This window comes from Ningiella ruwaisensis, assembly GCF_004798935.1.
Taxonomy (GTDB): domain Bacteria; phylum Pseudomonadota; class Gammaproteobacteria; order Enterobacterales; family Alteromonadaceae; genus Glaciecola; species Glaciecola ruwaisensis.
The window spans coordinates 426,012-450,611 of record NZ_RAHT01000001.1 but is presented as its reverse complement, the minus strand read 5'-3'; the positions used below and the strand labels follow the sequence as shown (position 1 = coordinate 450,611).

At 42.7% G+C, this 24,600-nt stretch carries 24 protein-coding genes; 20 read left to right on the top strand and 4 right to left on the bottom strand.

Annotation, left to right across the window (positions count from 1 at the left end; all coding sequences use genetic code 11):
* Positions 1-13 precede the first annotated feature (13 nt).
* From D6V41_RS01855 to D6V41_RS01825, 7 genes are all read left to right on the top strand, one after another.
* Positions 14-904: an alpha/beta fold hydrolase gene (locus tag D6V41_RS01855; RefSeq protein WP_168710933.1), complete on the top strand. Its 891-nt coding sequence runs from the start codon at positions 14-16 to the stop codon at positions 902-904.
* Between the two features lie 106 nt (positions 905-1,010).
* Complete coding sequence (fadD, locus tag D6V41_RS01850; RefSeq protein WP_136249783.1) at positions 1,011-2,666, top strand: long-chain-fatty-acid--CoA ligase FadD; 1,656 nt, start codon at positions 1,011-1,013, stop codon at positions 2,664-2,666.
* A 29-nt stretch (positions 2,667-2,695) separates the two neighbouring features.
* Positions 2,696-3,985 carry a ribonuclease D gene (gene rnd / locus D6V41_RS01845; RefSeq protein ID WP_168710932.1) on the top strand — a complete coding sequence of 430 codons (1,290 nt, stop codon included), beginning with the start codon at positions 2,696-2,698 and terminating at the stop codon, positions 3,983-3,985.
* Positions 3,966-4,271: a YcgL domain-containing protein gene (locus D6V41_RS01840; protein WP_136250067.1), complete on the top strand. Its 306-nt coding sequence runs from the start codon at positions 3,966-3,968 to the stop codon at positions 4,269-4,271. The genes rnd and D6V41_RS01840 overlap by 20 nt, the downstream gene beginning before the upstream one ends.
* 11 nt (positions 4,272-4,282) lie before the next feature.
* Entirely contained in the window at positions 4,283-5,287 is a 1,005-nt protein-coding gene (locus D6V41_RS01835; protein ID WP_136250066.1) for a lytic murein transglycosylase, read from the top strand.
* Between the two features lie 4 nt (positions 5,288-5,291).
* Positions 5,292-5,984 (top strand): fumarylacetoacetate hydrolase family protein, encoded by a 693-nt coding sequence (locus tag D6V41_RS01830; RefSeq protein WP_136249781.1) that lies wholly within the window; start codon positions 5,292-5,294, stop codon positions 5,982-5,984.
* 34 nt (positions 5,985-6,018) lie between these two features.
* The gene (locus D6V41_RS01825) at positions 6,019-6,561 is read left to right on the top strand and encodes a YcgN family cysteine cluster protein (protein ID WP_136249780.1); all 543 of its coding nucleotides are present in this window, start codon (positions 6,019-6,021) and stop codon (positions 6,559-6,561) included.
* Here the strand turns inward: D6V41_RS01825 and D6V41_RS01820 are convergent.
* Complete coding sequence (locus tag D6V41_RS01820; protein ID WP_136249779.1) at positions 6,533-7,084, bottom strand: disulfide bond formation protein B; 552 nt, start codon at positions 7,082-7,084, stop codon at positions 6,533-6,535. The two genes, D6V41_RS01825 and D6V41_RS01820, sit on opposite strands and share 29 nt — an antisense overlap.
* 166 nt (positions 7,085-7,250) lie before the next feature.
* On the opposite strand from D6V41_RS01820, the gene fadR reads away from it, so the two are divergent.
* The 10 genes from fadR (at position 7,251) to D6V41_RS01770 (ending at position 21,269) form a co-directional block, all read left to right on the top strand.
* On the top strand, positions 7,251-7,961 hold the full coding sequence (gene fadR / locus D6V41_RS01815; protein WP_136249778.1) for a fatty acid metabolism transcriptional regulator FadR: 711 nt from the start codon (positions 7,251-7,253) through the stop codon (positions 7,959-7,961).
* Positions 7,962-7,985: 24 nt separating this feature from the next.
* Positions 7,986-10,019, top strand: a complete 2,034-nt coding sequence (locus D6V41_RS01810; RefSeq protein ID WP_136249777.1) for an NADPH-dependent 2,4-dienoyl-CoA reductase — start codon at positions 7,986-7,988, stop codon at positions 10,017-10,019.
* Positions 10,020-10,301: 282 nt separating this feature from the next.
* The gene (locus D6V41_RS01805; RefSeq protein ID WP_136249776.1) at positions 10,302-15,401 is read left to right on the top strand and encodes an RHS repeat domain-containing protein; all 5,100 of its coding nucleotides are present in this window, start codon (positions 10,302-10,304) and stop codon (positions 15,399-15,401) included.
* A 3-nt stretch (positions 15,402-15,404) separates the two neighbouring features.
* On the top strand, positions 15,405-15,872 hold the full coding sequence (locus D6V41_RS01800) for a hypothetical protein (protein ID WP_136249775.1): 468 nt from the start codon (positions 15,405-15,407) through the stop codon (positions 15,870-15,872).
* A 655-nt stretch (positions 15,873-16,527) separates the two neighbouring features.
* Positions 16,528-17,484 (top strand): tyrosine-type recombinase/integrase, encoded by a 957-nt coding sequence (locus tag D6V41_RS01795; protein WP_136249774.1) that lies wholly within the window; start codon positions 16,528-16,530, stop codon positions 17,482-17,484.
* Between the two features lie 113 nt (positions 17,485-17,597).
* Positions 17,598-18,068 carry a helix-turn-helix domain-containing protein gene (locus D6V41_RS01790; protein WP_136249773.1) on the top strand — a complete coding sequence of 157 codons (471 nt, stop codon included), beginning with the start codon at positions 17,598-17,600 and terminating at the stop codon, positions 18,066-18,068.
* Positions 18,068-18,634 (top strand): PIN domain-containing protein, encoded by a 567-nt coding sequence (locus D6V41_RS01785; RefSeq protein WP_136249772.1) that lies wholly within the window; start codon positions 18,068-18,070, stop codon positions 18,632-18,634. The genes D6V41_RS01790 and D6V41_RS01785 overlap by 1 nt, the downstream gene beginning before the upstream one ends.
* 21 nt (positions 18,635-18,655) lie before the next feature.
* On the top strand, positions 18,656-20,017 hold the full coding sequence (locus tag D6V41_RS01780) for an AAA family ATPase (protein ID WP_136249771.1): 1,362 nt from the start codon (positions 18,656-18,658) through the stop codon (positions 20,015-20,017).
* Between the two features lie 48 nt (positions 20,018-20,065).
* Positions 20,066-20,707, top strand: coding sequence for an RHS repeat-associated core domain-containing protein (locus tag D6V41_RS01775; RefSeq protein WP_136249770.1), 642 nt, complete (start codon positions 20,066-20,068; stop codon positions 20,705-20,707).
* A gap of 406 nt (positions 20,708-21,113) precedes the next feature.
* Positions 21,114-21,269, top strand: coding sequence for an RHS repeat-associated core domain-containing protein (locus tag D6V41_RS01770; RefSeq protein WP_136249769.1), 156 nt, complete (start codon positions 21,114-21,116; stop codon positions 21,267-21,269).
* A gap of 544 nt (positions 21,270-21,813) precedes the next feature.
* Here the strand turns inward: D6V41_RS01770 and D6V41_RS01765 are convergent.
* The 3 genes from D6V41_RS01765 to D6V41_RS01755 are packed head-to-tail and all read right to left on the bottom strand — an operon-like array spanning position 21,814 to position 22,756.
* On the bottom strand, positions 21,814-22,119 hold the full coding sequence (locus D6V41_RS01765) for a type II toxin-antitoxin system RelE/ParE family toxin (RefSeq protein ID WP_136249768.1): 306 nt from the start codon (positions 22,117-22,119) through the stop codon (positions 21,814-21,816).
* A 6-nt stretch (positions 22,120-22,125) separates the two neighbouring features.
* Positions 22,126-22,329, bottom strand: a complete 204-nt coding sequence (locus D6V41_RS01760; RefSeq protein ID WP_136249767.1) for a hypothetical protein — start codon at positions 22,327-22,329, stop codon at positions 22,126-22,128.
* A gap of 40 nt (positions 22,330-22,369) precedes the next feature.
* Positions 22,370-22,756: a helix-turn-helix domain-containing protein gene (locus D6V41_RS01755; RefSeq protein WP_136249766.1), complete on the bottom strand. Its 387-nt coding sequence runs from the start codon at positions 22,754-22,756 to the stop codon at positions 22,370-22,372.
* 540 nt (positions 22,757-23,296) lie between these two features.
* Between D6V41_RS01755 and D6V41_RS01750 the strand changes: the two genes are divergently transcribed.
* From D6V41_RS01750 to D6V41_RS01740, 3 genes are all read left to right on the top strand, one after another.
* Positions 23,297-23,527, top strand: a complete 231-nt coding sequence (locus tag D6V41_RS01750) for a tyrosine-type recombinase/integrase (RefSeq protein WP_241664394.1) — start codon at positions 23,297-23,299, stop codon at positions 23,525-23,527.
* A gap of 127 nt (positions 23,528-23,654) precedes the next feature.
* A complete protein-coding gene (locus D6V41_RS01745) occupies positions 23,655-23,984 on the top strand; it encodes a type II toxin-antitoxin system PrlF family antitoxin (RefSeq protein ID WP_136249764.1) in 330 nt (109 codons plus the stop codon).
* Between the two features lie 2 nt (positions 23,985-23,986).
* Complete coding sequence (locus tag D6V41_RS01740) at positions 23,987-24,463, top strand: type II toxin-antitoxin system YhaV family toxin (RefSeq protein WP_136249763.1); 477 nt, start codon at positions 23,987-23,989, stop codon at positions 24,461-24,463.
* Positions 24,464-24,600: the final 137 nt, after the last annotated feature.

Here is a 24,600-nt window from a genome sequence, read left to right as displayed (position 1 = left end):
AAGAAATAGCATATTGAACTATCAAGAACGCTTTCTTTTCGAAAACCAGATCGCGTCTTTATCTTTCGGTAATGGAATTGAGCATACAGCTAATGATAATCCAGTTGTTATATGCTTACACGGTTACCTGGATAACGCCGCGAGCTTTATTCCTCTGATTGAGGCGCTAGAGGGCTTGTCAGGAGTAGCGATAGACCTGGCAGGACATGGCAAGTCTGCCCATCGGCCAGCAAACCAGCACTATGCGCTATTAGACTATGTAGCTGACCTTCATACGCTCATATCTTATTATCAACTCGAAAATGTAGTGCTCATAGGACATTCGCTGGGTGGTATTGTTTCGACTATCGTCGCAGCAGCCTTTCCAGAACGAGTGCGACAGGTCATTGCAATAGAAAGCATAGGGCCACTGACGCAAAGTGAAGAAAGTTCAGTGGAGCAAATACGCGCCAGTATATTGAGTCAAGTGAAAGCGCGTGCTGCGATTAAACATCCAGCTTCAATTGAACAAATAGTGGCCGCCCGAATGCGTGTGAGCGACTTAAAAGCGTGGCAAGCAGAAATTATTTTGAAACGAAATGTTGAAGATAAAGACGGTCAATTACAATGGCGCACCGATAAGCGACTGCGCACTCAGTCTTACCTTCGATTTACAGAAAAGCAAGCCTTGAATGTAATTGAAAACCTTCAGTGCCCCTTCCACTTAGTGCTTGGTAATCAGGGGTTTACTAAAATCAAAAAGCTTTTGGAGACCCGACAACAAGCGTTTAAACAATTCACATGTGTTGAATTTAATGGCGGTCACCATGTGCACATGGATTCACCAAAAGCGCTCGCGTCCTTCATTCAAAAGTGTCTTGAATCCGGCTTTGATGAGCGCACGGGTAAAAGATTAGACTTTTGACCATTTCATTTTTATCTATACTCCATTAGTATTAGTGAATTAAGTTGTTTAACAAAAGGTCAGACCTTTCTTGTCTGGCATCCATGCAAACCTATAGGGCATTTTTGTGGAAAAAATTTGGACCAATCAGTACGATGAGTCAGTTGAAGCTGAAATTAACCCAGATACCGTTCCTTCCTTACTAGAAATTTTTGAAAGTGCAGTCGGCACATACGCAAACCAAACCGCATTCATCAACATGGGACATAAGATCTCATTTGAGGACCTTGATGTTTTGTCAATGCAATTCGCCGCCTATTTGCAATCCATAGGCTTAAAAAAAGGCGATACTGTTGCTTTAATGATGCCCAATTTACTGCAGTACCCTGTTGCCTTGTTTGGTGTTCTAAGAGCAGGCTGTACGGTGGTGAATGTTAATCCGCTTTATACTGCTCGCGAATTAAAACATCAATTGAATGATGCGAAAGTATCTACTATTGTAATCGTTGAGAATTTTGCCTCGACCCTTGAAAAAGTGGTCAGCGAGACGCCTGTAAAGCATGTGGTTCTGACGTCTTTAGGCGACTTGCTTCCATTTCCTAAAAAGTGGCTGGTCAATTTTGTTGTCAAATATATTAAAAAAATGGTGCCGTCTTTTTCACTGAACAACACCTGTTCATTTTCATCGGCGCTTTCAATTGGGGAAAGCAAAACCTATCAACGTCCGTCCGTAGAAAGTTCTGATTTGGCATTTTTACAATATACCGGCGGGACAACCGGTGTATCGAAAGGCGCGATGCTAACACACAGAAATATGGTTGCTAATTTAGAGCAGGTGAGCGGAATTTTAGAGGCCGCTGTAACGCCTGGTAAAGACATGGTGGTGACCGCGTTACCGCTTTATCATATTTTTGCTCTCACCAGTAACTGTTTGACGTTTTTGAAATACGGTTGCCCAAATCTACTGATTACCAACCCGCGCGATATGCAAGGCTTTGTTAAGGAACTAAAAAAGTATCCTTTTGCTGTGATAACAGGCGTAAATACCTTATTTAATGGATTGCTAAATACACCAGGATTTGCAGAGCTTGATTATTCTCACTTTAAGTTCGGACTTGGCGGTGGAATGGCAGTGCAAAGACCGGTTGCTGAAAAATGGCAGGCGGTCACCGGAAAAGTGCTTGTGGAAGGTTACGGACTAACTGAGTGCTCGCCCGTGGTATCAGTAAATCCTATTAGTTCCACCGAGTATCGAGGCTCTATTGGTATACCAGTGCCCTCTACCGATGTAAAAATCTGCGATGAAGAAGGCAAGGAGCTTGAAATTGGCGAAACCGGTGAGTTGTATGTAAAAGGGCCACAAGTCATGCTTGGGTATTTTGGCAGAGACGAAGCAACTGCCGAGGTCATAAACGACGGCTGGCTGGCAACAGGTGATATTGCCAAAATGGACGAAAAAGGATTTTTGTATATTGTAGATCGTAAAAAAGACATGATTTTAGTTTCCGGTTTTAACGTTTTCCCCAACGAAATTGAAGAGGTGGCCGCTATGCACGATGGTGTGCTAGAGGCAGCCGCGGTAGGGATACCACACGAAGTGTCGGGAGAGGTCGTTAAGCTATTTGTGGTTAAGAGCGACCCCAATCTGACAGAGAAAGATGTGATTAAACACTGCAAAGATTTGCTAACAGGATATAAGGTACCCAAGTCGGTCGAGTTTAAGGATGAATTACCAAAAACAAATGTGGGCAAAATATTGCGACGTGAATTACGTGATGATTAAAACTTCAATACGTCGCAATGGAATTAACTGTGAATAGCGTAGACGTTGGCAAGTTAGACAATCTGGCGTTTACGTACATTACCGATTCACAGTCGCTTAGAAAACTATGTGAGTCTCTAAGTGCAGTAAGCGCATTTGCAATGGATACTGAATTCGTGCGGACTCGCACGCTTTATCCCGACCTGGGTTTGATCCAGGTTTTTGATGGCCATCATTTGGCTCTTATCGATCCTGTGCTTATTGATGATTTAACGCCATTTTGCGATTTATTGAATAATCAAAACATCACTAAAGTCCTTCATTCCTGTTCTGAGGATATTGATGCTTTGCATCGTAATTTAGGCACGGTTCCCCAACCTCTTTTTGACACTCAGTTTGCAGCCAGTTTGCTGGGAAAAGGTGCCAGCATAGGCTATGCAAATCTTGTTTCAGAAATGTTCGACATCTCGTTGGATAAAGGTGAGTCGCGAACCGATTGGATTGCACGCCCTCTATCGGATAGTCAGTTGTCCTATGCCGCCGCAGATGTGACCTACTTACTTGCCGCATACCAGGTTCTAAACGAGCAAATACAAACACAGGGACTGCATGAGTGCGTTATTCAAGAATCGCAGCAGTTAATTCACAAGAAAACCACGTTGTTTCCTGCTGAATACGCTTACCTGCTGTATTCTAATAACTGGAAGTTGCGCGGTAAGCATTTATTGGCTTTTAAGCTTTTGGCAAAATGGCGCATGGAACTGGCCAGAGAACAGAACGTAGCGATTAATTTTATCATCAAAGAGTCGAGTATGATTGAAATTGCGCAAAAGCTTCCGTTGAATATCTCTCAACTTCATCAGCTTCACGCGCTCTTCGGTAAACAAATCCGTTTATATGGGAACACGATTATCGCAATTGTTGAAAAAGCGAATGCAGCTGACGAAAGCGAATATCCGCCTCGCGTAAAGCGATTAATGGAATTCTCTTCTTACAAAAAAGCCATGTCTGACTTAAAAGCAATAGTCGATACAAGCGCACGGCAACACAATATACCAGAAGCTGTGCTGGCATCTAAAAAGCAGCTTACACAAGTGCTTAAATGGTGCTGGTTTAGCCTCGATGAGTGCGCCTTGCAAGGCATTAAACCTGATTTGCTGTCTGCCTGGAGAAGGCCGCTTGTAATTGATGCGCTTGAGCAGCATTTTGACTATCGCGACCAGCACGCGAACGACAAACATGGCAGCAATAATCAAGCTGGTCATGAACAAGCTGCAAACAACAGTGTCTCATCAAAACAAGGAACTCAAGCGAAATACCATGCTCTGCGCCGTTTATAAATCCAAGAAAAAAGCGGATACTTATCTGTATGTAAAAGAAAAAGACGACTTTTCGGATGTGCCCGAATCTTTGTTAAGTGTGTTCGGCCAACCTCAATTTGTTATGCTTGTTCCAGCGAATAAACGTCCACGCATTGCCGGTATTGAGCGAGAACGCTTTTTAGAATCGATGAACGAGCAGGGCTATTATTTACAAATGCCTCCAAAGCCTGAAAATTTATTGCAAAGTTATCGCGCATCTCTTGGACTTAGTAATAAAAATACGAACAATGAATCAAACGGGTGAGAAAGGGTAAGATGGTAAGGCAATTATTAATATTGTGTTTGGCATTTTGTGTTTTCACTAGCAGTCAAGCAGTGAGCGCGCAAGATGCCAAGCGCTTAGCCTTTGAAGATTATGTTGAGAGCCTGAAAAATGAAGCTTTGCAAAAAGGCTATGATGCGGATTTTTTAAATCCCATTTTTGCAAGCATTAAGCAACGCGAGACCGTAGTGAAGGCAGATCGAAATCAGCCGGAAAGACGTCTCACACTGGATAACTATCTTGAAACACGCGTGCCCGACTGGAAAGTGAAGCAAGCGCTTGAGCAATATAACTTGCATAAAGACTTATTTGAGAGAGTAGCAAAAAAATATCAAGTCCAACCTCGATTCATCGTTGCTTTATGGGGAAATGAGAGCAATTTTGGTCGAATTCAGGGAAACCATCCCGTTATTTCATCTTTGGTGTCGCTGGCGCATGAAGGACGAAGAGAGCATCTATTTAAAACGCAATTTTTTGCTGCGCTAGAGATTTTAAAACAAGGGCACATTTCACTGGAGAACTTCAACGGGAGCTGGGCAGGAGCAATGGGACAAAGCCAGTTTATGCCAAGTTCCTTTTTAACTTATGCTGTTGATGCAAACGGGGACGGTAAAAAAGATATCTGGAATACACCAGAAGATGTCTTTGCTTCTATCGCCAATTATTTAAGTAAAGAGGGTTGGCGAGGCGACCAAACCTGGGGAAGACAAGTTAAGCTCAGTGATACTTTTCCAAAAGAGCGTATTTCTTCATTGGAAGGTTTAAGTCAAACGCGTAAAAAATCGCTGCAAGCATGGAGCGACTTAGGAGTTCGGCGATTTGACGGTAGTCTCTTACCCGAGGTGGATATGCAAGCAGCTTTGATCCTGCCCGACGGTCCCGATGGGCGAGTCTATTTGGTGTACAATAATTTTGAAACCTTGATGAAGTGGAATCGTTCCTATTATTTTGGAATTTCGGTTGCCTACCTGTCTGAACGAATTGCCAAGGAAATTTAACCCGATGTACGTGCAAGCAAAATCACACACCGGAGAGAAGCTATTTACTGAGGGACCAGACTCGTCTGCGCTAATCATCAATAAAGCGGTTTGTGTTGGTCGAAATTATCTCGATCATATACAAGAGCTTGGAAACGCGCCGAGTGAAGAGCCTGTACTTTTTATCAAGCCTGCATCTGCGATAGCTGAATTAGATAAGCCGCTAGTGATCCCAAATGATTTTGGCGCTTGCCATAATGAGCTGGAGCTGGCCTTTCTCATCGGTAAAAATCTCTCATCTGCCACTGAAGATGAAGCAAGCAAGGCGATATCAGGGGTTGGATTGGCCTTAGATCTTACCTTAAGGGATGTGCAAAGCCGCTTGAAAGAAAAAGGTCAGCCCTGGGAGCGGGCAAAAGCCTTTGATGGGAGCTGTCCTGTATCGGGTTTTTATCCTATCAATTATGAAAATCAACAGTTTAACTTTACCTTAAAAGTGAACGGAGAGCTTCGTCAGTCGGGAAACTCTGATTTAATGCTGCATAAAGTTCCCCAATTGATCAGCCATATTTCCAAGCTCTTTAGTCTGCAAGCTGGAGATATCGTGCTTACTGGCACGCCTAAAGGAGTGGGTCCTTTACATGATCAGGACAAGCTGGAAATAAAACTTATTGATTATTTTTGTGTGAATGCGCAAGTAGTGTTAAAAAACACCTGATAATCGTACACCTTGAGGTTGAAAACACATACAAATGGCTAAAAAAGACAGCAAATCCGTGCCGTACACCTCAGCACTAATTGAGTCCCGATTTTGGGAAACCACAAAGCTTGAGAATATGAACAAAGAGCAGTGGGAAGCTATTTGTGACGGTTGCGCGCGATGTTGTCTGCACAAGTTCATTGACGATGAAAACATAGAAGAGGGCATGGCGGTAAGTGAGATCCCGGCCGAAGACGGCGATATTATGTATACCAACATCGCGTGTTATCTATTAAATGATAAAAGCTGTGCCTGCACGTCTTATGACAATCGTTCAGAATTAGTGCCTGACTGCGTAACGCTTACAAAAGAGAATTTAAACAGCATCTACTTTATGCCGCCATCATGCAGCTATAGGCGTATGCATGAGGGGAAAGGCTTAGCTTCGTGGCATCCTTTGTTAAATAAAGGCAAAAAAACGAAAATGCATACGCTTGGAATTAGCGTACGCAACAAAGTGGTGAGTGAGCAAAACGTCGATATCAATGAATTTGAAGATTATATTGTTACCTGGCCGCTTTGCGAGATTGAATAAACGCTGCAATATATGCCCCATGCGCTAAAAGGGCAAATACCCATCCTGCAATATACAAACTGAAAATTATCCGCATCCATTCAGGCATGCCCATCGACAAAAACTGCCAATCGTTATTATCGCAAAAACCAGGTGCATCAAAAATCTTCGGCAACCATTCATGCAGTGGCATAAAACCCGGAAACTCAGGAAATAAGGGGCAGGGTGGTACAAAAAAACTGTCTGGGAAGATAACATCCAAGTGTTCATTTGCCACAATTAATCCCCATATGGCAGCAGCTCCCCAAAGTGCAAGACTGAATAAACGGATGATTATGTGCTTACTGAATAATGGAAAAACTGCCGCAATAGCAATGAGGATAACCGCCGTACGCTGATAAATACATTTAACACAAGGTGCATGACCTAAAACATGTTGAAAATAAAGGGCAGCCAATAAAAGCGAAAGCGCAGAAACAAATACAAAGCCCCATAGAGCGCGGCTACTGCTTAACTGCGATAAAATACCGGTAATTTTTTCCATTTTTTATTCGTTTTCCAAAAACTTAGCTTCAAGCTTGTGTAATGTAACCCGAAAGTCAGAAAATGCAACTTGTGCAAAGAGCACGATTTTAAAATTTTAAAGCTTTCCTTGTCTTTATCATCTGGTACAATCAGTTAATAAGACGTTAATAAAAATAAGAGCAACTATGATTTATAAGTCTCAAAGCCCTGCTGGATTTGCTGAAGAATACATTGTTGAGTCCATCTGGAGCGGGCGATTCCCACCCGGTACGATACTGCCAGCAGAGCGAGAGTTATCAGAACTTATAGGCGTAACTCGCACAACGCTTCGTGAGGTGTTACAGCGATTAGCCAGAGATGGATGGTTGACCATACAACACGGTAAGCCAACAAAAGTAAATAATTACTGGGAAACATGTGGCCTTAACATCCTTGAAACACTGGCCAGGCTTGACCAGGAGGGGCAACCTGCTCTTTTGGATAATTTACTCTCAGCGCGCACTAATTTAAGCGCGGTTTTTATTCGCGGTGCCTTTAGACAAGCGCCGGAGAAAAGTCGTGAAATTATTGAGCGCTATAAAACAGTTCAGCACGAAGGTGCTGCATTTGCACAACACGACTATCAAATGCATCACGACTTAGCGTTTGCTTCAAATAATCCTGTTTACGTACTTATGATGAACGGCTTTAAGAATATTTATGCCAAATTGGGCGGTTTGTTTTTTTCTGAACAGGCGGCAAGAGAAGTGGCGATCAAATATTACGAACAGTTACTCAAGGTGCTTGATGAGGATGATCCAGACAAAGTGGTTGCCGTAGTTCGAAGATACGGCGTTGAAAGCGGCAAACTCTGGAGTGATTTTCGCGAAAACTTGCCGAACAATCTCGTTGATTAAGCCAATTGTTGAAAAGGTTATTTTATGAATGCAGTTGTTGATACACCCTACCCACATATATTCAAACCCCTGGATTTAGGTTTTACAACCTTAAATAACCGAATCATCATGGGCTCCATGCACACGGGGCTTGAAGAACTCCCAGACGGTCATAAGCGCATGGCAGCGTTTTTTAAAGAGCGGGCAAAAGGGGGCGTTGCGCTGATTGTAACGGGTGGTATTGGCCCTAACGATGAGGGCGCCACTCACGCGGTGACTCGTCGACTAGACTCTGACCAGGCGGTTGCTAACCATAAAGAAGTTACCGACGCAGTGCATGAGGCAGGCAGTAAGATTTGTATGCAAATTCTGCATACAGGGCGCTATGCGTATAATAAAAATCTGGTTGCGCCATCTGCAATTCAGGCACCGATAAACCCATACGTGCCAAAAGAGCTGACTAGCGAAGAGATAGAGAAACAGATAGAGGACTTTGTATTCACCGCTATGCAGGCGAAACGTGCCGGCTATGACGGTGTAGAGATAATGGGCTCTGAAGGTTACTTTTTGAACCAGTTTATTGTTGAGCGTACCAATCAGCGCAAAGACGAATGGGGCGGCGAGTATGAAAATCGCATTCGTTTGCCTATTGAAGTGGTTAAACGTGTTCGTGAAGCAGTGGGCGAACGTTTTATCATTATTTATCGCCTTTCAATGCTAGACCTTGTAGAGGGTGGAAGCACTTATGATGAAGTGGTAGAGCTGGGTTTACGCATTGAAAAGGCAGGCGCAACAATTATCAACACTGGTATTGGCTGGCATGAAGCCCGCATTCCCACGATTGCCACAAAAGTGCCTCGCGCCGCCTTTACCTGGGTAACGGCCAAATTCAGAAAAGCGCTTAACATCCCAGTGATTACCTCAAATCGAATAAATACGCCGGAGGTTGCCGAAGAAGTGCTAGCCAGAGGCGACGCCGATATGGTTTCCATGGCGCGCCCGTTTTTAGCTGACCCTGAATTTGTAATTAAAGCCCAGCGCAATCAGGCAAGCCAGATAAATACCTGTATTGGATGCAACCAGGCTTGTTTGGATCACGTATTTGCGGGCAAGATGACAAGCTGTTTGGTCAATCCGCGCGCGTGTCACGAAACAGAACTTGAAATAAAACCCGCTGAACAAATCAAAAAAATAGCCGTTGTGGGCGCAGGACCGGCCGGTCTAGCTGCCGCTACCACAGCGGCCTCACGCGGCCACAAAGTGACCCTGTTTGATTCAGATAGCGAGATTGGTGGGCAATTTAATATAGCTAAACAAATTCCGGGTAAAGAAGAGTTTTACGAAACTATTCGCTATTTCAAAGTACAGCTGCAACTGCATGGTGTGGAAGTAAAGCTTAATACGCGTGTGGATGCGAAGATGCTTAATGACATGGGTGTTGATGAGGTAATTCTTGCAACGGGGATAGAGCCACGCATTCCAGACATTCCGGGTATTGATCATCCAAAAGTGCTGAGCTATATAGACGTTCTCAAGTACAAAAAGCCGGTTGGTCAGAAGGTAGCCGTAATTGGTGCTGGCGGCATAGGCTTTGATACCTCTGAATTTTTGTCTCATGGCAAAGTGTCTACTTCTACCAATATTCCTGCCTTTATGAAAGAGTGGGGCATCGACATGGATCTTAAAGCCCGTGGTGGTGTGGAAGGCATGCGTCCTCAGCCAGAGCCTTCTCCCCGTGAAATTTTTCTGCTTCAGCGAAAAACCACAAAAGTGGGCGCAGGCTTAGGTAAAACGACTGGCTGGGCTCATCGAGCGGGACTGATGATGAAAGGCGTTAAAATGCTGGCAGGCGTTGAATACGTAAAAATTAATGACGAAGGTTTGCATATTACCGTCAATGGCGAGCCACAAACATTAAATGTGGATAACATTGTTATTTGCGCCGGACAACTACCGCTAAAACAGCTCGCTGAAGGTCTAAATGTATCTCATCATCTTATTGGTGGTGCAGACGTAGCAGTCGAGCTTGATGCAAAACGAGCCATTGACCAGGGCACCAAATTAGCTGCGCGGCTTTAGAGCCTTAAAACTTTATTTACCCTTTTGAGAAAGCAACCTTAGCGGGTTGCTTTTTTTGCAAAGTCATACGCAAAAGACTTTATTTTCAAAACATTACAGAGTATGTCCTCTGCGCACTATGTTTCACGGGGCTGCTGCCATCCGCTAAAATTGCCATTTGAGGCCATCTAAAAGATTTTTATGAGTTTTTGGTAATAGACAAGAAATAAATATGTTGACAACTTTTAAAATGTGAATGATATTCGCCGCTAATTAGGAAATAAAAATATAAAAGGACTTTAAATGATGGCGGTAATTATCTCAATTAGTGATCCTGTCAAACGGAGCCTTGCGCGTTTCATCATTTCGTTACCTCTTATTTTGTTGCTCAATAGCAAATTGCTTGCTTCTGATAATTCACCTGGTGCTCCTAATCAAAGTCTTCTCCCTGCAAATGTAGACACCCACTTTTTCGATTTACCCGATCCTACCGGACCTGGGATAGGCGATTCGAGCGGTCAATTTGTCGCACCTCAAACATTTACGTATAACTTTAATGACCTTAATAATGTTCAGACCGAGGTGCAATCATTGACTTCGTCTTTGATGGGCGATTCCATGGATTTAAGCACTGGAACAATAGCCTGGATGCACACCGATGTCGAAATACCGGGAAATTTTGATATCGAAGTCGCGATAAAGCGACAGTTGTCTGATACGGGTAACTGGTATCGGGCCACCCGGGATTTTGGGAATTGGAGTTTGGCTATTCCTCATGTTCGAACGACTTATGTCACTGATAACGATGGCAGCTTTACAAGTGCAGTCAATGGCGCCAGACCAGCGTGGTATCGAAATGAGGCTTGCTCCGCCGGACTCAACAGCAATCCTAATTTTAGAAAAAGAATTAAAAGTGGCACTCAACTTAGAGACTACGAGCTACGAAAAGAGGATTATTGGCAGGGCGATACTGTTGACATACCTGGTGTCGGTAGTTACAAACTGCTTCAGGACGGCGCTCAAAAACGCACCAGTGCAAACTGGAAGGTGGATTGCGTAAGCGTCAATGGGGTTGACAGTTTTAAAGTCACCTTGCCAAACGGCACCTCATACTTATTTTCTCATTTGACGACCATCGAGTCTTTAAAACCGGCAGCGCTCAGTGAACTTCCGCATTTTTGCTTGCAAAACTGCCCCATGCCACCGCCTGATATCGGTCCAGATGGTTCCGTAGACACCAAATACACCATGCGACAAGTCCATGCATTTATGCAAGTGACACAAATAACCGACCGCTTTGGAAATTGGGTGAAATACGAATACGATAGTCATGGAAAGCTGGATAAAATTCATTCGTCAGATGGCAGACTCATTGATATTACCTTTTCAGGCGGTAGTCAATCGCGAGTGACGCAAGTTATCGCAAATGGGCGTACCTGGACCTATGCGTATCAGTCTCCAAGTAGCAGTTCGAGTTTTTATAAACTCAATAAAGTCACCCTTCCTGATAGCCGCTATTGGCAGTTTCAGTATCCTTCAGATAGTCGGCTGCCATTTTGGAACAACTATTATATAAGCAACCATGTTGAGCTTTATCCCTATGACGTAACGATGTGCTCTGATGGCCTAATCGACGCTACCTTTATTGAAATGCGACACCCTAGTGGCGCAACAGGGAAATTTAACTTGAAGCTGCGCTGTAACTACCAGGCGGCGGTTCCAAAACTAGAGGAGTGGAATCCGTTTGGGCAAGGTGGACCATACCAGGCGTACGAACTGCAGATGGTTAATCAGCAATTTGCTCTGGCGAAAAAAACCATTACCTATGATGCGGGCGCGCAATATCAATGGGATTACCAGTACAGTAAAGTAAAAGGCTACTTTTATGCAGACGGCGCCCCCTACGCAAGTAGTTTTGGTATATCATCGTTGGCGAATAAGGATATCTCTTCAATCATCACACTTCTTGATAACAGAAACCTTCAACTCGCGGATGTAAATGCGACTTCTGTTACCAGTCCGGATGGAAGTGTGGCATTGACGCTGTCAGATAGACAATACGGTGCAACGCAGGGCAAGGTCATTATTGAAGCAACATTTGCCGATGCTGGTGAACCATTGGCGATAGCAGAAACCCATCATAGTAAAAGTCCGCGCTACTACGGCCAAACAAAACAAAAGCATGCGTGTAATACGGCCTACTTTGTGCACCCGATGCCCCCCGACTTTCAAGGTGAAACATGTTTTGACGTAGACATTACGTCTGCGTTTCATATTCAAACCATAGGTCAATCGACCATCATGCTGGACGATGGTGTCGATACTTGGTATCAAACCGACTTTAGCAATTTTAACGAATACGAACAGGCAACAGAGATTTCGCAAACTGGCCCGAGTGGGTCTCGCGATGTCCGATTAGGTTTTGCGCATCACACGGGTACGTGGGTATTAAACCAACCCACTACTGTCGATGTCAGAATAAACGGTGGAGCTTTTAAACGTCTATCGGAAAAAAGCTATCACAGTGCAACGCATTCAACATCTGGATATCGATTCCAGCTTTCGGCAGAAAAGTGGTTTGGTTCGACCCGCAAATCTTATCCTAGCTATCACAATACCACTGGAATGAAAGGGCAAATTAAAGATGTCGACCTGCATTTAGATGGCGCAAGTACAAAGCGTCGCATTAGTTTTTCAAATTATAAACGAGGCAAAGCGCAAACCATTAGCGTGCCTTTAAGATACAGTTCAGGCACGATGAGCTTGTCTAAAACCATAGACAATAACGGTTGGATAAGCTCCACTACTGATTTTAATGGTGCGACCACCTATTACGCTTACACCAATATGGGATTTATCAGTAGCGTAGATTTACCTCGCGATGATCGCTACAGCTATGGTAACTGGCGAGACACACGTTTTTCTTATTCATTCCCAAGCGCAGGTGGCCTTGTCAGAACCACGGAGCGCTGTGTACTCAATAGCACTCGCAATGCCTGTACAAACTCGAGCGACTTAACCATCACTGAAACCTACGATGCGTTATATCGATTGAAGCAAACCAAAACAGCGGGTAGTGGAGAGAATCGATATCAGCGTTTTTCCTATAACCACCATGATCAGCAAACCTTTGTGTCATATATCAGCAGCTCTTCATCTGAAAGCAGAGGCACGAGCTCAGATTACGACGCCCTTCAGCGGCTGATAAGTTCCACCGTATCCGGAATGGGTACAAACTCAATTGAGTATTTATCGGGGAATCGTGTTAAACAAACGAATCCACGCGGCTATGCGAGTATTACCACATATAGAGCGTTTGAAGGTCCTAGCTATCGATTGCCGACATTGATTGAGGCGCCAGAGAATGTGGACACGCAATTACACTACGATTATTTTGGTAATGTTACTTCGATAACACAGTCGGGTGGCGGCAAATCCTCCACTGAATATCGATACTACGACAGCGCAAACAATTTGTGCCTGATCAAACGTGCAGATATTGGAAATACCGCAGTCAAGATGAATTTAATGGGCGAGATGCAATGGCAGGCTCAAGGTTACAGCGGTAGCAGTTGTACTAGTACTAAGCCGGGTACGGCGGTAACCATGACTTATGATAACTTGGGGGATTTACACGAAATTTTGTATCCTTCTGGTAATCATAATGTGCGGTATAGAAGAGATAACAACGGCAACGTTGACCGACTATACGCAGGTAGCTCAAGTATTCACTATGTTTATAACAATATGAATTTGCTCGAGTACGAGAGTTCCTTTATAAGTGGTCGTGCTGGAAGTTTAGAGTTTAATTATGAATATGACAGTAGCCAGCAGTTGACACGTTTACGTTATCCGAATAACGATTCCCTCTGGTATGGTCCCAATGCTTTTGGCGAGCCTACGGTAGTCAGCAAATCGGGACAAACTTACGCAAGTGATATTGACTTTTTTCCTACAGGTAGCGTTGACCACTTTACTTACGGAAATGGAGTGCAGCACAACACGTATTTACATCATTTGAGTAATTTGCCGATTAAAATTGCTGATATAAAGGCATCGTCTACCCTCGTTAGATTTGACTATTCTTATGATGATAATGCTAATATCACGCGAATAATAGATGGCAGTGACAGCGGCTATAACCTAAATACACTGAGCTACGACGGACTGGACCGCTTGATAGGCGTTTCTGGAAACAGCAAAGCAGGCAACACCAGTGTGACTTATGACGCTTTGGGAAATATCACCAGACTCAATACCAAAAATCGCAATCTAAGCTATTTTTACACGAGCAATCACCAATTAGAGAAAGTGACAAGCTCTGGCTCTAGTGCCAAATCTTACGCCTATTTCAACTATGATAATCGAGGCAATGTTACTCACAATAGTCATTATTCGATGCAGTATAACTTGGCAAATCAAATGACGCATGCAAAGAGTAATGAATATACCTATGATGGTCACAATCGGCGAATAAAGGCACGTGAAAATGGCCAGACGAGCTATTATCACTATAGTCAGGCAGGGCAACTTTTATATCGTGAAAAAGGGACTGAAAAAACCAATTTTATCTATTTACAAAATCGTCTCATTGCTGAACACAGTAATACAAAACTAACTTATGTTCATACCGATAATCTTGGTAGCCCCGTTGCCAGAACAAATACCAGTGCCAGCGTGACTGAGCGCATGCATTACAAACCTTTTGGTGATACACACGAAGCTCCATCAGATGGAGTAGGATTTACGGGGCATAAGTTCGATAAAGAGCTGGGCTTAAGCTATATGCAGGCACGATACTATGATCCAGTTATAGGTCGTTTCTATTCGAATGATCCGATTGGTGCGGTTTCACATTTAGACACTCAAAATGGTATTCATGGATTTAATAGGTATGCTTATGGCAACAATAACCCTTACAAATATTACGATCCTGATGGTAGAGAGAGTAGACTTGCACAGCAGTTGGATATCGAAATTAAAGAAAATGCGCCGGAAGTCTTTGCCGAAACATACCCTGATTCTGGAACAGATGCGACAGTCATAGAGTTGAATTTGAGTTGGGGGGGCTCGGCGTCATTCGAAGCTGGTATTGTCAAAGATAGCCATGGTAATAAAGGATTTCAATTTTCAGCTCAATTCGGCGGTGGCACGCCAGAAGGCTCCATAGAGGTTGGCAAAGAATTCACAACTGCCGATTCTATAACACAACTTAACGGCCCTTCTGGAACTCAGTCTATTGGGGGAGGTGAGGGACTTGTTGCGACCCAATCAATGATAACGAACCCTGAATATAGGGGCTCTTCAACTACAGCTGGTTTAGGCGCAGGATTACCCGCAGGAATGTCTGGTGGTGTTGAATATACAAAGGTGATCATTTTTAAAACGGGAAATAATGATTAAAAAATGAAATTATCCAAGAAGACAATTTGTCTGATAATAGGTTTGAATGCATCCGTGATATTATTCGGTTCTATCTTTATTTTCTCTGATTCAGCAGTTCTGGAAGAAATTGAAGAAGCTTTTTTCGATAAACAAGAAGAGCCCGAAGTCTATATTTGTGGAAATAAGTTACCAGAAGTGGCGAATTTTAAAAAAAGCTTTTTGAATCGTAAATCTGTAAAGAAAATGGCCGGTAGCGAACCGGTTGAATTTTTCCTTCTACAAATATCAAATTCTGCTGATAGTGCAAGATTGTTTTTGGGAAGAGATTCAAAAAATTCGAATTTATATTGGATTTATCCTTTTGAAAAACCAGATTTAATTAGTCAGTTGGGTTATCTTCAACTAGAGATGGATCTTAGCTCTATTAATTGTGACGGTTTTGGCGATATTTGGCTTTCGGAGATTTATGGAAGTAAAAAGAATGATTAAACGATCGATATTTTTAAAAACACAATCTAATTGCTGCCGTTTTACGCATTTAGTTCAGTTTTTAATCGTAGGCAAGTCATCCTTAACTTAGGTTGAATCCAATCTCGTTGCCTCGCACTCGCGGGGCCTTTTTATTTTACTTCTAAATCTAGCCCAGAAGAAGTTATTGAAAATTGGAACTAGCTGATTAATTAAAAAATGAGAACTTATCAAGAGCACGAATCTGGGAAGACGCGAATTACATACGATGGGAGCGCAGTAAGCTAGCTACCTCAACCTTAAGTAATGAAGATTTGGATGCAATTTGTAATCTAGGTCTACCAAGTTGGGTCGCACCAAACATGAATTTTGATGTTTATGAACTGCAAGACAAAACTCTTCAATTAGGAGAGGACCGTGACGATAGGGCTATAAAGGTTTCTCTAGAGTCTTGTCGTGTGTCTGTTGGCACGACTGACCAGTTCATGAACAAAAATCTTGCTCTGATGAGGCATAGTGTTCCCCAATCGTAATAGCGAAGGGCAGATAATATCTGCCTTAGGGATACGCTATGGGAAACGTATCAGGCGATATGAAAAAACGCGTATTGAATGGCAGCTTCGTTCACTAGAACAAATGCGCCGAGAGGCACTTACAAGAGCCAAGGAGGTGTATTATGTTTAATCCGAACAACATGCGTATTTGGTGCTGTGTAAGATATTATCTGCGAACCTGTGCAGCCAAAGGTCAGGCGTCTGATACCATTCGTGGAAAATATTCAGGATTGAAGAAGTTCTTCCTTTGGTGCCTTGAAAACAACATCCGTAAAGTTGATAAAATTAACTTAGACGTGATGGACGGTTATATGGAATTTCTCAATGCCTATCGTATTCCTGCAACGAATAAACCACTTTGTCAGAATCAAAAACGCAATCTAGTTGAGTTTGTTAAAGTGTTTATAAAAGCGTTACACCATAAAGGAATACTGGAGTATAACACCTTAGAATTTGTTGAATTGCTAGGTAAAGAGTACACCTTACCAAAGGGGTTATTCAGTGAATATGAAGTCGAAAGAATACTCGACCAGCCACTTTTGGTTGGTGAGCGTGGTTATCGAGACAAAGCCATCCTCGAAACCTTTTATGCAACGGGGATTCGACGCACCGAGCTGATACATATTCGGTTTAGTGATGTGAATTTTGAAGCTAGAGAGCTTACAATCACCCATGGCAAAGGACATCGGCAGCGCATAGTGCCAGTCAGCCAACGAGCACTTGAATGGATAGCATTGTACTGGCAACGCGTTCGTCCGATTTTTGCGAATATTGGTGGCTGTAATTATTTGTTTTTGGCAAACAATGGAAATCAATACTTGCCTAATAAACTATCTGATTTGGTTGCCAAGTATGTCAAGCAAGCAGGTTTTAAGCGTCATGGTGCGTGTCATCTGTTTAGGCATGCAACAGCAACATTTATGCTGGATAACGATGCAGACATCCGCCACGTACAGGTGATGCTAGGCCATGCAAGCTTGAGTACAACGCAGATTTACACGCATGTTAGTCAGAAAAAATTGCATGCGGTTTATCAACGGACGCACCCGTCGGCACTGTCAAATGCGGAGCTGGGATGACTAACTCAGTGAATTTCGTTTATTTCGAATAGTATTGCTTGTTTCGATTATTTCGTTTATATTCTCTATTACGGTTCGCAGTATTTGAGACCGTAATGGAGAAATTGACGATAATGACCAACCGACAATATGACAATGTGTTTAGCCCAACAGAGCATGATATAGATCTCGCTAGGACGGGCTTGCCTATACTTGCCCAAATACTAGGCCGCCATAAACAAGAGCATGATTTTGACGAACGTATTGAGTTTATCGATGAACAAGGTGAACAAATCGTACTGCCTGCTTCTGCTTTAGAATTGCTCAAAACGATCTTGATACAAATGGCCCAGGGTAATGCTATGACATTGATGCCCATTCATGCTGAGCTAACTACACAGCAAGCTGCTGATATATTGAATGTATCAAGGCCCTATCTGGTAAAACTGCTTGAACAAGGTGATATCCCTTTCATGAAAAAAGGAGCGCATAGACGTGTTCGATTTGAAGACATTCAAACTTATAAAGCGCGAATCGATAGTCAACGACTCGAAGCATTGGATGAGCTAACTAAGCAGGCACAAGAGCTAGACATGGGGTACTAATGCGCTTTACGGCTTTACTGGATGCCAACATCTTATACCCCGCACCTCTCCGTGACTTGTTCATGCGTTTAGCAGTGTCTGACATTTTTGCTGCTCGATGGACTGAGCGAATTCACGATGAATGGATGAGAAATGTTCTAAAGAATCGACAAGATCTGACCAGAGAACAGTTGGAGCGCACAAAACTTCTTATGAACAGTCATGTTAGAGATTGCCTTGTAGAAGATTTTGAACAGCTAGAAGCGGGGTTGCAGCTGCCAGACGAAGATGACCGACATGTTTTAGCTGCCGCTATCAAATGTAACGCACAGGTTATTGTCACGTTTAACCTGAAAGATTTTCCGGAAGGTGAACTAAATAAATGGGGTATCGAAGCAATTAGTCCTGATGATTTTGTGCGCTTTCAGCTAGACCTGAATCCTGGTTTAGTCTGCCATGTCGTAAAGCAGCATCGTGAAGCGTTAAAGAATCCGCCTAAAACAATTGCAGAGTATCTCGATACGCTAGAAGCAAATGGCCTTGTGATCACCGCTGCAGAGTTGCGCGGTTTTGCGGAAAATTTATAGACTAGTACGGAATAAAACGAATTGGATAACCTACATCAATTATCGCGGAGTGAATTTGCTTCTAGGCTAAAAAATGTTCTTAAACCAGCTAAACCGATCGATTCTATTGAACTTCTGTTTGGTCGCGAAAAAGAAATCGAAGACATCGAGTATGCGTTGCCTGCAGATGGACGACATTGTTTCATTTATGGTGAGCGTGGAATTGGTAAATCTTCCCTAGCTCATGTTGTCGCTAGCCAACTTCAATCTTCAGATAAACGTCACCTTCGTGCTGAATGTCACAAAGGGTCAACGTTTACTAGCGTCATAAACTCATTGGTGAATTATGCAAATAAGAATCTACCAAAAGGCACGACTGAGAGTCACACAAAAACAAACGTTAAATTTCCAGTTTTAAGTCACGAGATAACAACAAAAAACAAGTCGGAAAATAATGGACAATATGGTGAAGTAGTAGATGAAGCACTTGATTTATTTCGCGAAATAGCTGCGTCATATTCTGATAGTACTGTCGCGGTGATAGATGAATTCGATGCCATAAGTGATGAAACGGAACTAGCAAAATTTGGCGAGCTACTTAAATACCTCAGTGATTTAGATATTAACGTGACTTTGATATTTACCGGTATTGGAAAATCTCTTAGCGACCTCTTGGGAGGTCATTTTTCAAGTGTAAGGCAATTGCATCAAGTTCCTCTCGAACCACTCAATTGGAGCGGTAGGTATAGCATAATCGAAAAAGCTTTTAACTTCTTTGATATCGCAATTTCTGATGATTTCAAATACAAAATAGCCGGTTTAAGTGATGGTTTTCCTCATTATGTTCACCTGTTATGCGAAAAAATCTTGGTTGAAGTTCATAAATGCGACAAACAGCCTAAAGCGATAAGCCATGATTTATTTTTACTTGGTTTAGATGCCGCTATAAACTCAGTAGGTGAGCAGATCAAAAAGGATTACGACAAAGCGACTGAAGGACGCAGTGAGTCATATCACCATATATTATGGGCAGCGGCTGATTCAGCAGACTTGATTCGACAGGTTGAACATGTGCAATTCTCATACGTAAATATTTGTAAGATTCTCGATCTTGAACCTTTGACTCAAGATGACTTCAAGAAGTGTTTGCAGAGACTACGAGATAAGTCATCAAACAATATATTGACCAAGGGTCTGGGTTCAAGACCTGGTTGGATTAAGTTCAAGGAAAGTATTTTACGTGGGTTTATTCGTATGTACGCTGAACGTCATGGTGCAACTTTAGATTTCGAACGAAATTTTACAGCGCAGACAGCAAGTTCGAAAACTCACAAGTCTCAACGGTTGTATCGTCCTCTCACAAATGTTGAACAGCAAGTATCCAAGTTAAGAGGAGAAGAATAAAAGGATTTATACGCACTTAAATCGGGTTGTGTCTTAGTATTTATCTATATGCAGGCACGATACTATGATCCGGTTATAGGGCGTTTCTACTCAAATGACCCTGTGGATGCTGTATCTCATCTTGGAGGAGCTGCAGGCATACACGGTTTCAATCGCTATGCCTATGGAAATAACAATCCTAGTAAATTTATTGACCCAACAGGCATGGCGCCAAAGTTTGTTGATGCCATTAAGGAGCAAGTTCAGGTTATTGTGCAAAGTTTTGGTTATGATTCTCCGTCACTGGGTAACCAGAATAGTGCAGCTGATTCAATGTCGGCTGCCAAGCAGGTTGCAAGCGATATAGGAAACGCAACGGTTGATATTGCAAGTACCACCGCAACTGTGGCTGGAAATGTTGCAGCAGACTCTCTAGCCCCTGCGGCAACCGTAAGTGCCCTTTTGCCAGGTGGGCAAGGTATTTCTGCGGCATTAACTGTAGCAGATGTAGCAGTTAACGGTGGGCTTGCAGAGGCTTTAGGAGCAGCATCTGGAGCAACTACATCAGCACTTGTTGGAGACGTATTAACTGATTATGGAAGTAAGTCTCCAAATCTCGGGGTTCGAGTGCTTTCCGAAGCTACTAATCAGATCGTTAGTAGAGCAGCAGCAGATTCAGTGAATATCCAAGAATTGAAAGAGGAAAACTGAAGGTTCAAATGAAAAACTCAAATAATCAAAAAGGCTTTTCGAGTAAAAGCCTTTTAATACTACTTATATTCGTTGGCGGTATCTGGCTAATAATTAAATCATTAATAAGCGGTGAGTTTTTACTTAAGGGGACGATAATTTCCATGGATGAGTCACCTCTTTATTTCTGGACGGTACTTTTCTGCTTTATCGCTGGGATGCTCTATATTTTGAAATTATTTATTAAGTCTTTGAAAGGCGACTGAACAGACTAAGTAGGACAGTCACTTTATTAACCCACAGCCTCGCACTCGCGGGCCTTTGTTTTGAGCACAAATTGGTCAAAATGCACAGCTTTAGCTATACTGCTAAAGCATTGTTCTAATATTATTTATTAAATATCTATCATAAATCATAGTGTCGTTAAATGTATATGCAGGCACGATACTATGATCCAGTCATAGGTCGTTTTTATTCGAATGATCCGGTGGGTTTTACTGGTGAAATTGATACATTTAACCGCTATTCTTACGTAGCTAACAATCCATATAAATATATAGATCCGAATGGAGAAGAAAAATGAATCATTAGTTGTACTGTTTGTTACATTTGGGTTGAGACGAGGAATCCGAAGCGGTTGGGTTTAGAACTTAGGCTTTTATTTGCTGTAATATAAAGTATTGAAAGCGGCCATTGAGATCCAAATAAATCAAAAACATGGCAAGACCACCGCGCTGAGATGCAGCGAGAAGAGCGCCGAGAATGGTTGCAAGTGATTGCGATTTCGTTTGTGGTGATTGCTGCAGGCGTGTTACTGGCGTATCTGGTGCAGTGATAAAACCGGTAACGGACTATCAACTAGTTTGGTGATAGTGGAAAGCGGGAATGGATGATATCGGTTCCCGCTTTTTTGCTGGGTTTATTGTCACACATAACGCAAGATTCTCTTGCTAATGAAAAGCTCGCCCTTATTGGGTTGGCGGAGAATCTGACTGTCGTTCAGGCGATGAAAAAGAGAATCTCATTGTGTGCAAAGGCTCTGTTGGTGTGGGCTAGCGCAGAATCTCTAAAAAGTGAACATTTTTAGGCTTTATCTTTTTAATTGGTTGCTTGTGCTTTTTTAGCCGCTAAAGCTGTTTATCATTGGGCAAATCCTGTGCCTCAAAATCTTGTCTGGTATGCACCACTGCCAGCACCCGGTGATGGTCACTCATGACTTCATACATGACGCGGTAAGAGTAAATGCGAAGCTCTCGAATGTTGGCTTCGTTGATCTCTGGCACCATCCGTCCGATGTTCGGTAAACGGTTAAGGACATCGGTCTTCTCGCGAAGGGTTTGGGCGACCTTTTTGGCATAGTGTGTGGAGTCTTTGGTAACAAAATCATGAATGGCTTTTAGGTCCGCAATGGCGGGACGTGTCCAAATGACCATCAATGATTACCACGAATCGATTTCGCGTTTGACTTCCTCACTGGTGAGCGTCTCGCCACGCTCGGCAGCGGCTTGACCTTTACGCACTTTATCGAGCACATAAAGTCGATACATTATCTCTTCCATATCGGCATTATCGGGCAGTTGATTGATGGTGTTAATGGCATCTTTTTTAGCGTCTGGTTTGTCATTTGGTTTAACAACTTGCATGGTGATGTCCTTTAAAAAAATACGCTTGAAACGCTGCGAATTACGCATTGCCTTGAATGACAGTATCGAGCATGTCACTCACAAACTTTTGCTTAGCTTTAGGCAACTGGCTTATCTGTTCAATTTGCCTGAGTAACCTTGGTGCTGGTCCGCGCTTTTTACCATTAACCGGCGCGACGCCAATTAACTCTTCCACCGAGACAGACAGTACATCGGCCAGTATTGGCAGCATAGAGGAAGGCACTTTCCGGCGACCTGCTTCAAAGGCTTGCATGTACTGTTGTGAAATCCCTAAGACTTGGGCAAGTTGCACTTGCGTGAGCCGCTGCTCTTTTCGCAGGCGAGCAATGTTATGGCCAAGCTGTTTAAAAAAATCATTGTCGTTGTCGAGCATCTTCGGTAGGTAATGAGCAATTGTCGATGTCATAAGAATACCCCGTGTTTTGCAATGCTTACGAATAGGTGTTGAAGATACTACATATAGTAGTATTATGCAATCGAGTTATTTTTTGAACTACCTATTGCCAGCAGTTGTGTCAGCAATAATTGGTTGGGGTGTTTCTAAACTTTTTAACTTGAGTTCGAAAGGTTCTATTAAATTAATTTTGAGTACAATCTTCATAAGCGTTGCACCAGTATCATTATTAATAATTTTGGTAAATTATTCGTCTGGGCCGTTGTAGCCTTTTGACATTAAATTAATCAACTTACTTAGAAATTTGAGAAGGATATGAACCAAAAAACATGGCAAGACCACCGCACTGAGATGCAACGAGAAGGCCGCCGAGAATAGTTGCAAGTGATTGCTTTTTCACTTGTGGTGATTGCCGCGGGCGCACTGCTGGTCTATCTGGTGCTGTGATAAAACGGGAAACGGAATGTCAGCTAGCTTGGTGATGATGGAAGGCGGGGATTGAGGTTATCGGTCCCCGCTTTTTTTATTTTTTTATCCGCCTATGGAAGCAACTTGTTTTTAGCTAATAACGGCAAAGCTTACAAACCCGGGAATGTATCTGAAATAGTCGGTCGATACGTTAAGCTTAGTAACATGAAGCACAGTAGCGCATGTCGCTTAGTTCGGCATGCTACAGCCATCATTATGCTGGATAAGGGTGCTGAGCTTCGACATGTGCAGAAAATGCTCGGCTATGCCAATATTTCTACTACACAAATTTATACTCATGTGTCCCGTACTTAACTTGGCGAGGTCTATAACAAAAGCCATCCCTCAGCTTTAAGTGATGAGCGTTTATATTTATCAGTGCTGGCAATAGTAATGCAAATGCATTACTATTTTGGGTATGAATTTAATTGAGTATATATCAATGCCACAATTACCCCTACAAACTGAAACAACGCTGACTGAGCGTTATCAAACAACGGTGCCCAGTGTGGTTCGTAAAGCGTTGCATTTAGGCAAAAAAGACAAAATCAGATTTACTGTAGAGCCAAACGGAAGCGTGACGCTATCGCGCGCCGAGCCAAACGAAGACGACCCAATTTTGAATGCGTTTTTGTCATTTCTAGGAAACGATATTGAGCAACATCCAGAGAATATACAGGCACTCAGTCCTGCAATGCGAGCGTCTATTCAATCTTTAACTGAAGGTGTTGACATTGATTTAAACGCGCCATTAGACGAAAACGACGACTGATTTTGAAAGATAGTAATCCGCTGATTATTAATGGCTGGACGCTGTATGCGCACTCACTTTTTCTAAAGCAGTTAGCATCTTTAACTGATAAAGTTAAGGTTCTAAAAGCACGAGACCCGATTGAGTACAAAAAGAAAAACGCGACCAAGCGACTCGCCGCAATAGAAAAACTTATTTACGAAATCATTCCAAGCGACCCTACTTCAACAGAGTTTCGTCAAGGATCGACATTAGGCGTCGACAATAAACACTGGTTCAGGGCGAAGTTCTTCCAACAATACCGCCTATTCTTTCGATATCATCAAGCGTCTAAAATTATTGTTTACGTATGGGTGAATGATGAAAAAACAAAACGCGCATATGAAAGTAAAACAGATGCATATAACGTATTTAGTAAAATGTTAGCATCAGGTAATCCGCCCGATAATTGGGCTGCTCTTTTAAAATCCGCCTCTGCTTTGAGCACTTCATTAGACTAATTCTGTTCTAAGAGTGTAAAGAACAAGTGGAACATAGTATCGTGCCTGCATATAGCTTAAGCCTAGCTCGTTATCGAACTTATGCTTTGTAAATCCCACGCCATCTGAGTGAGCTTCGTGTGTATCACCAAAAGCTG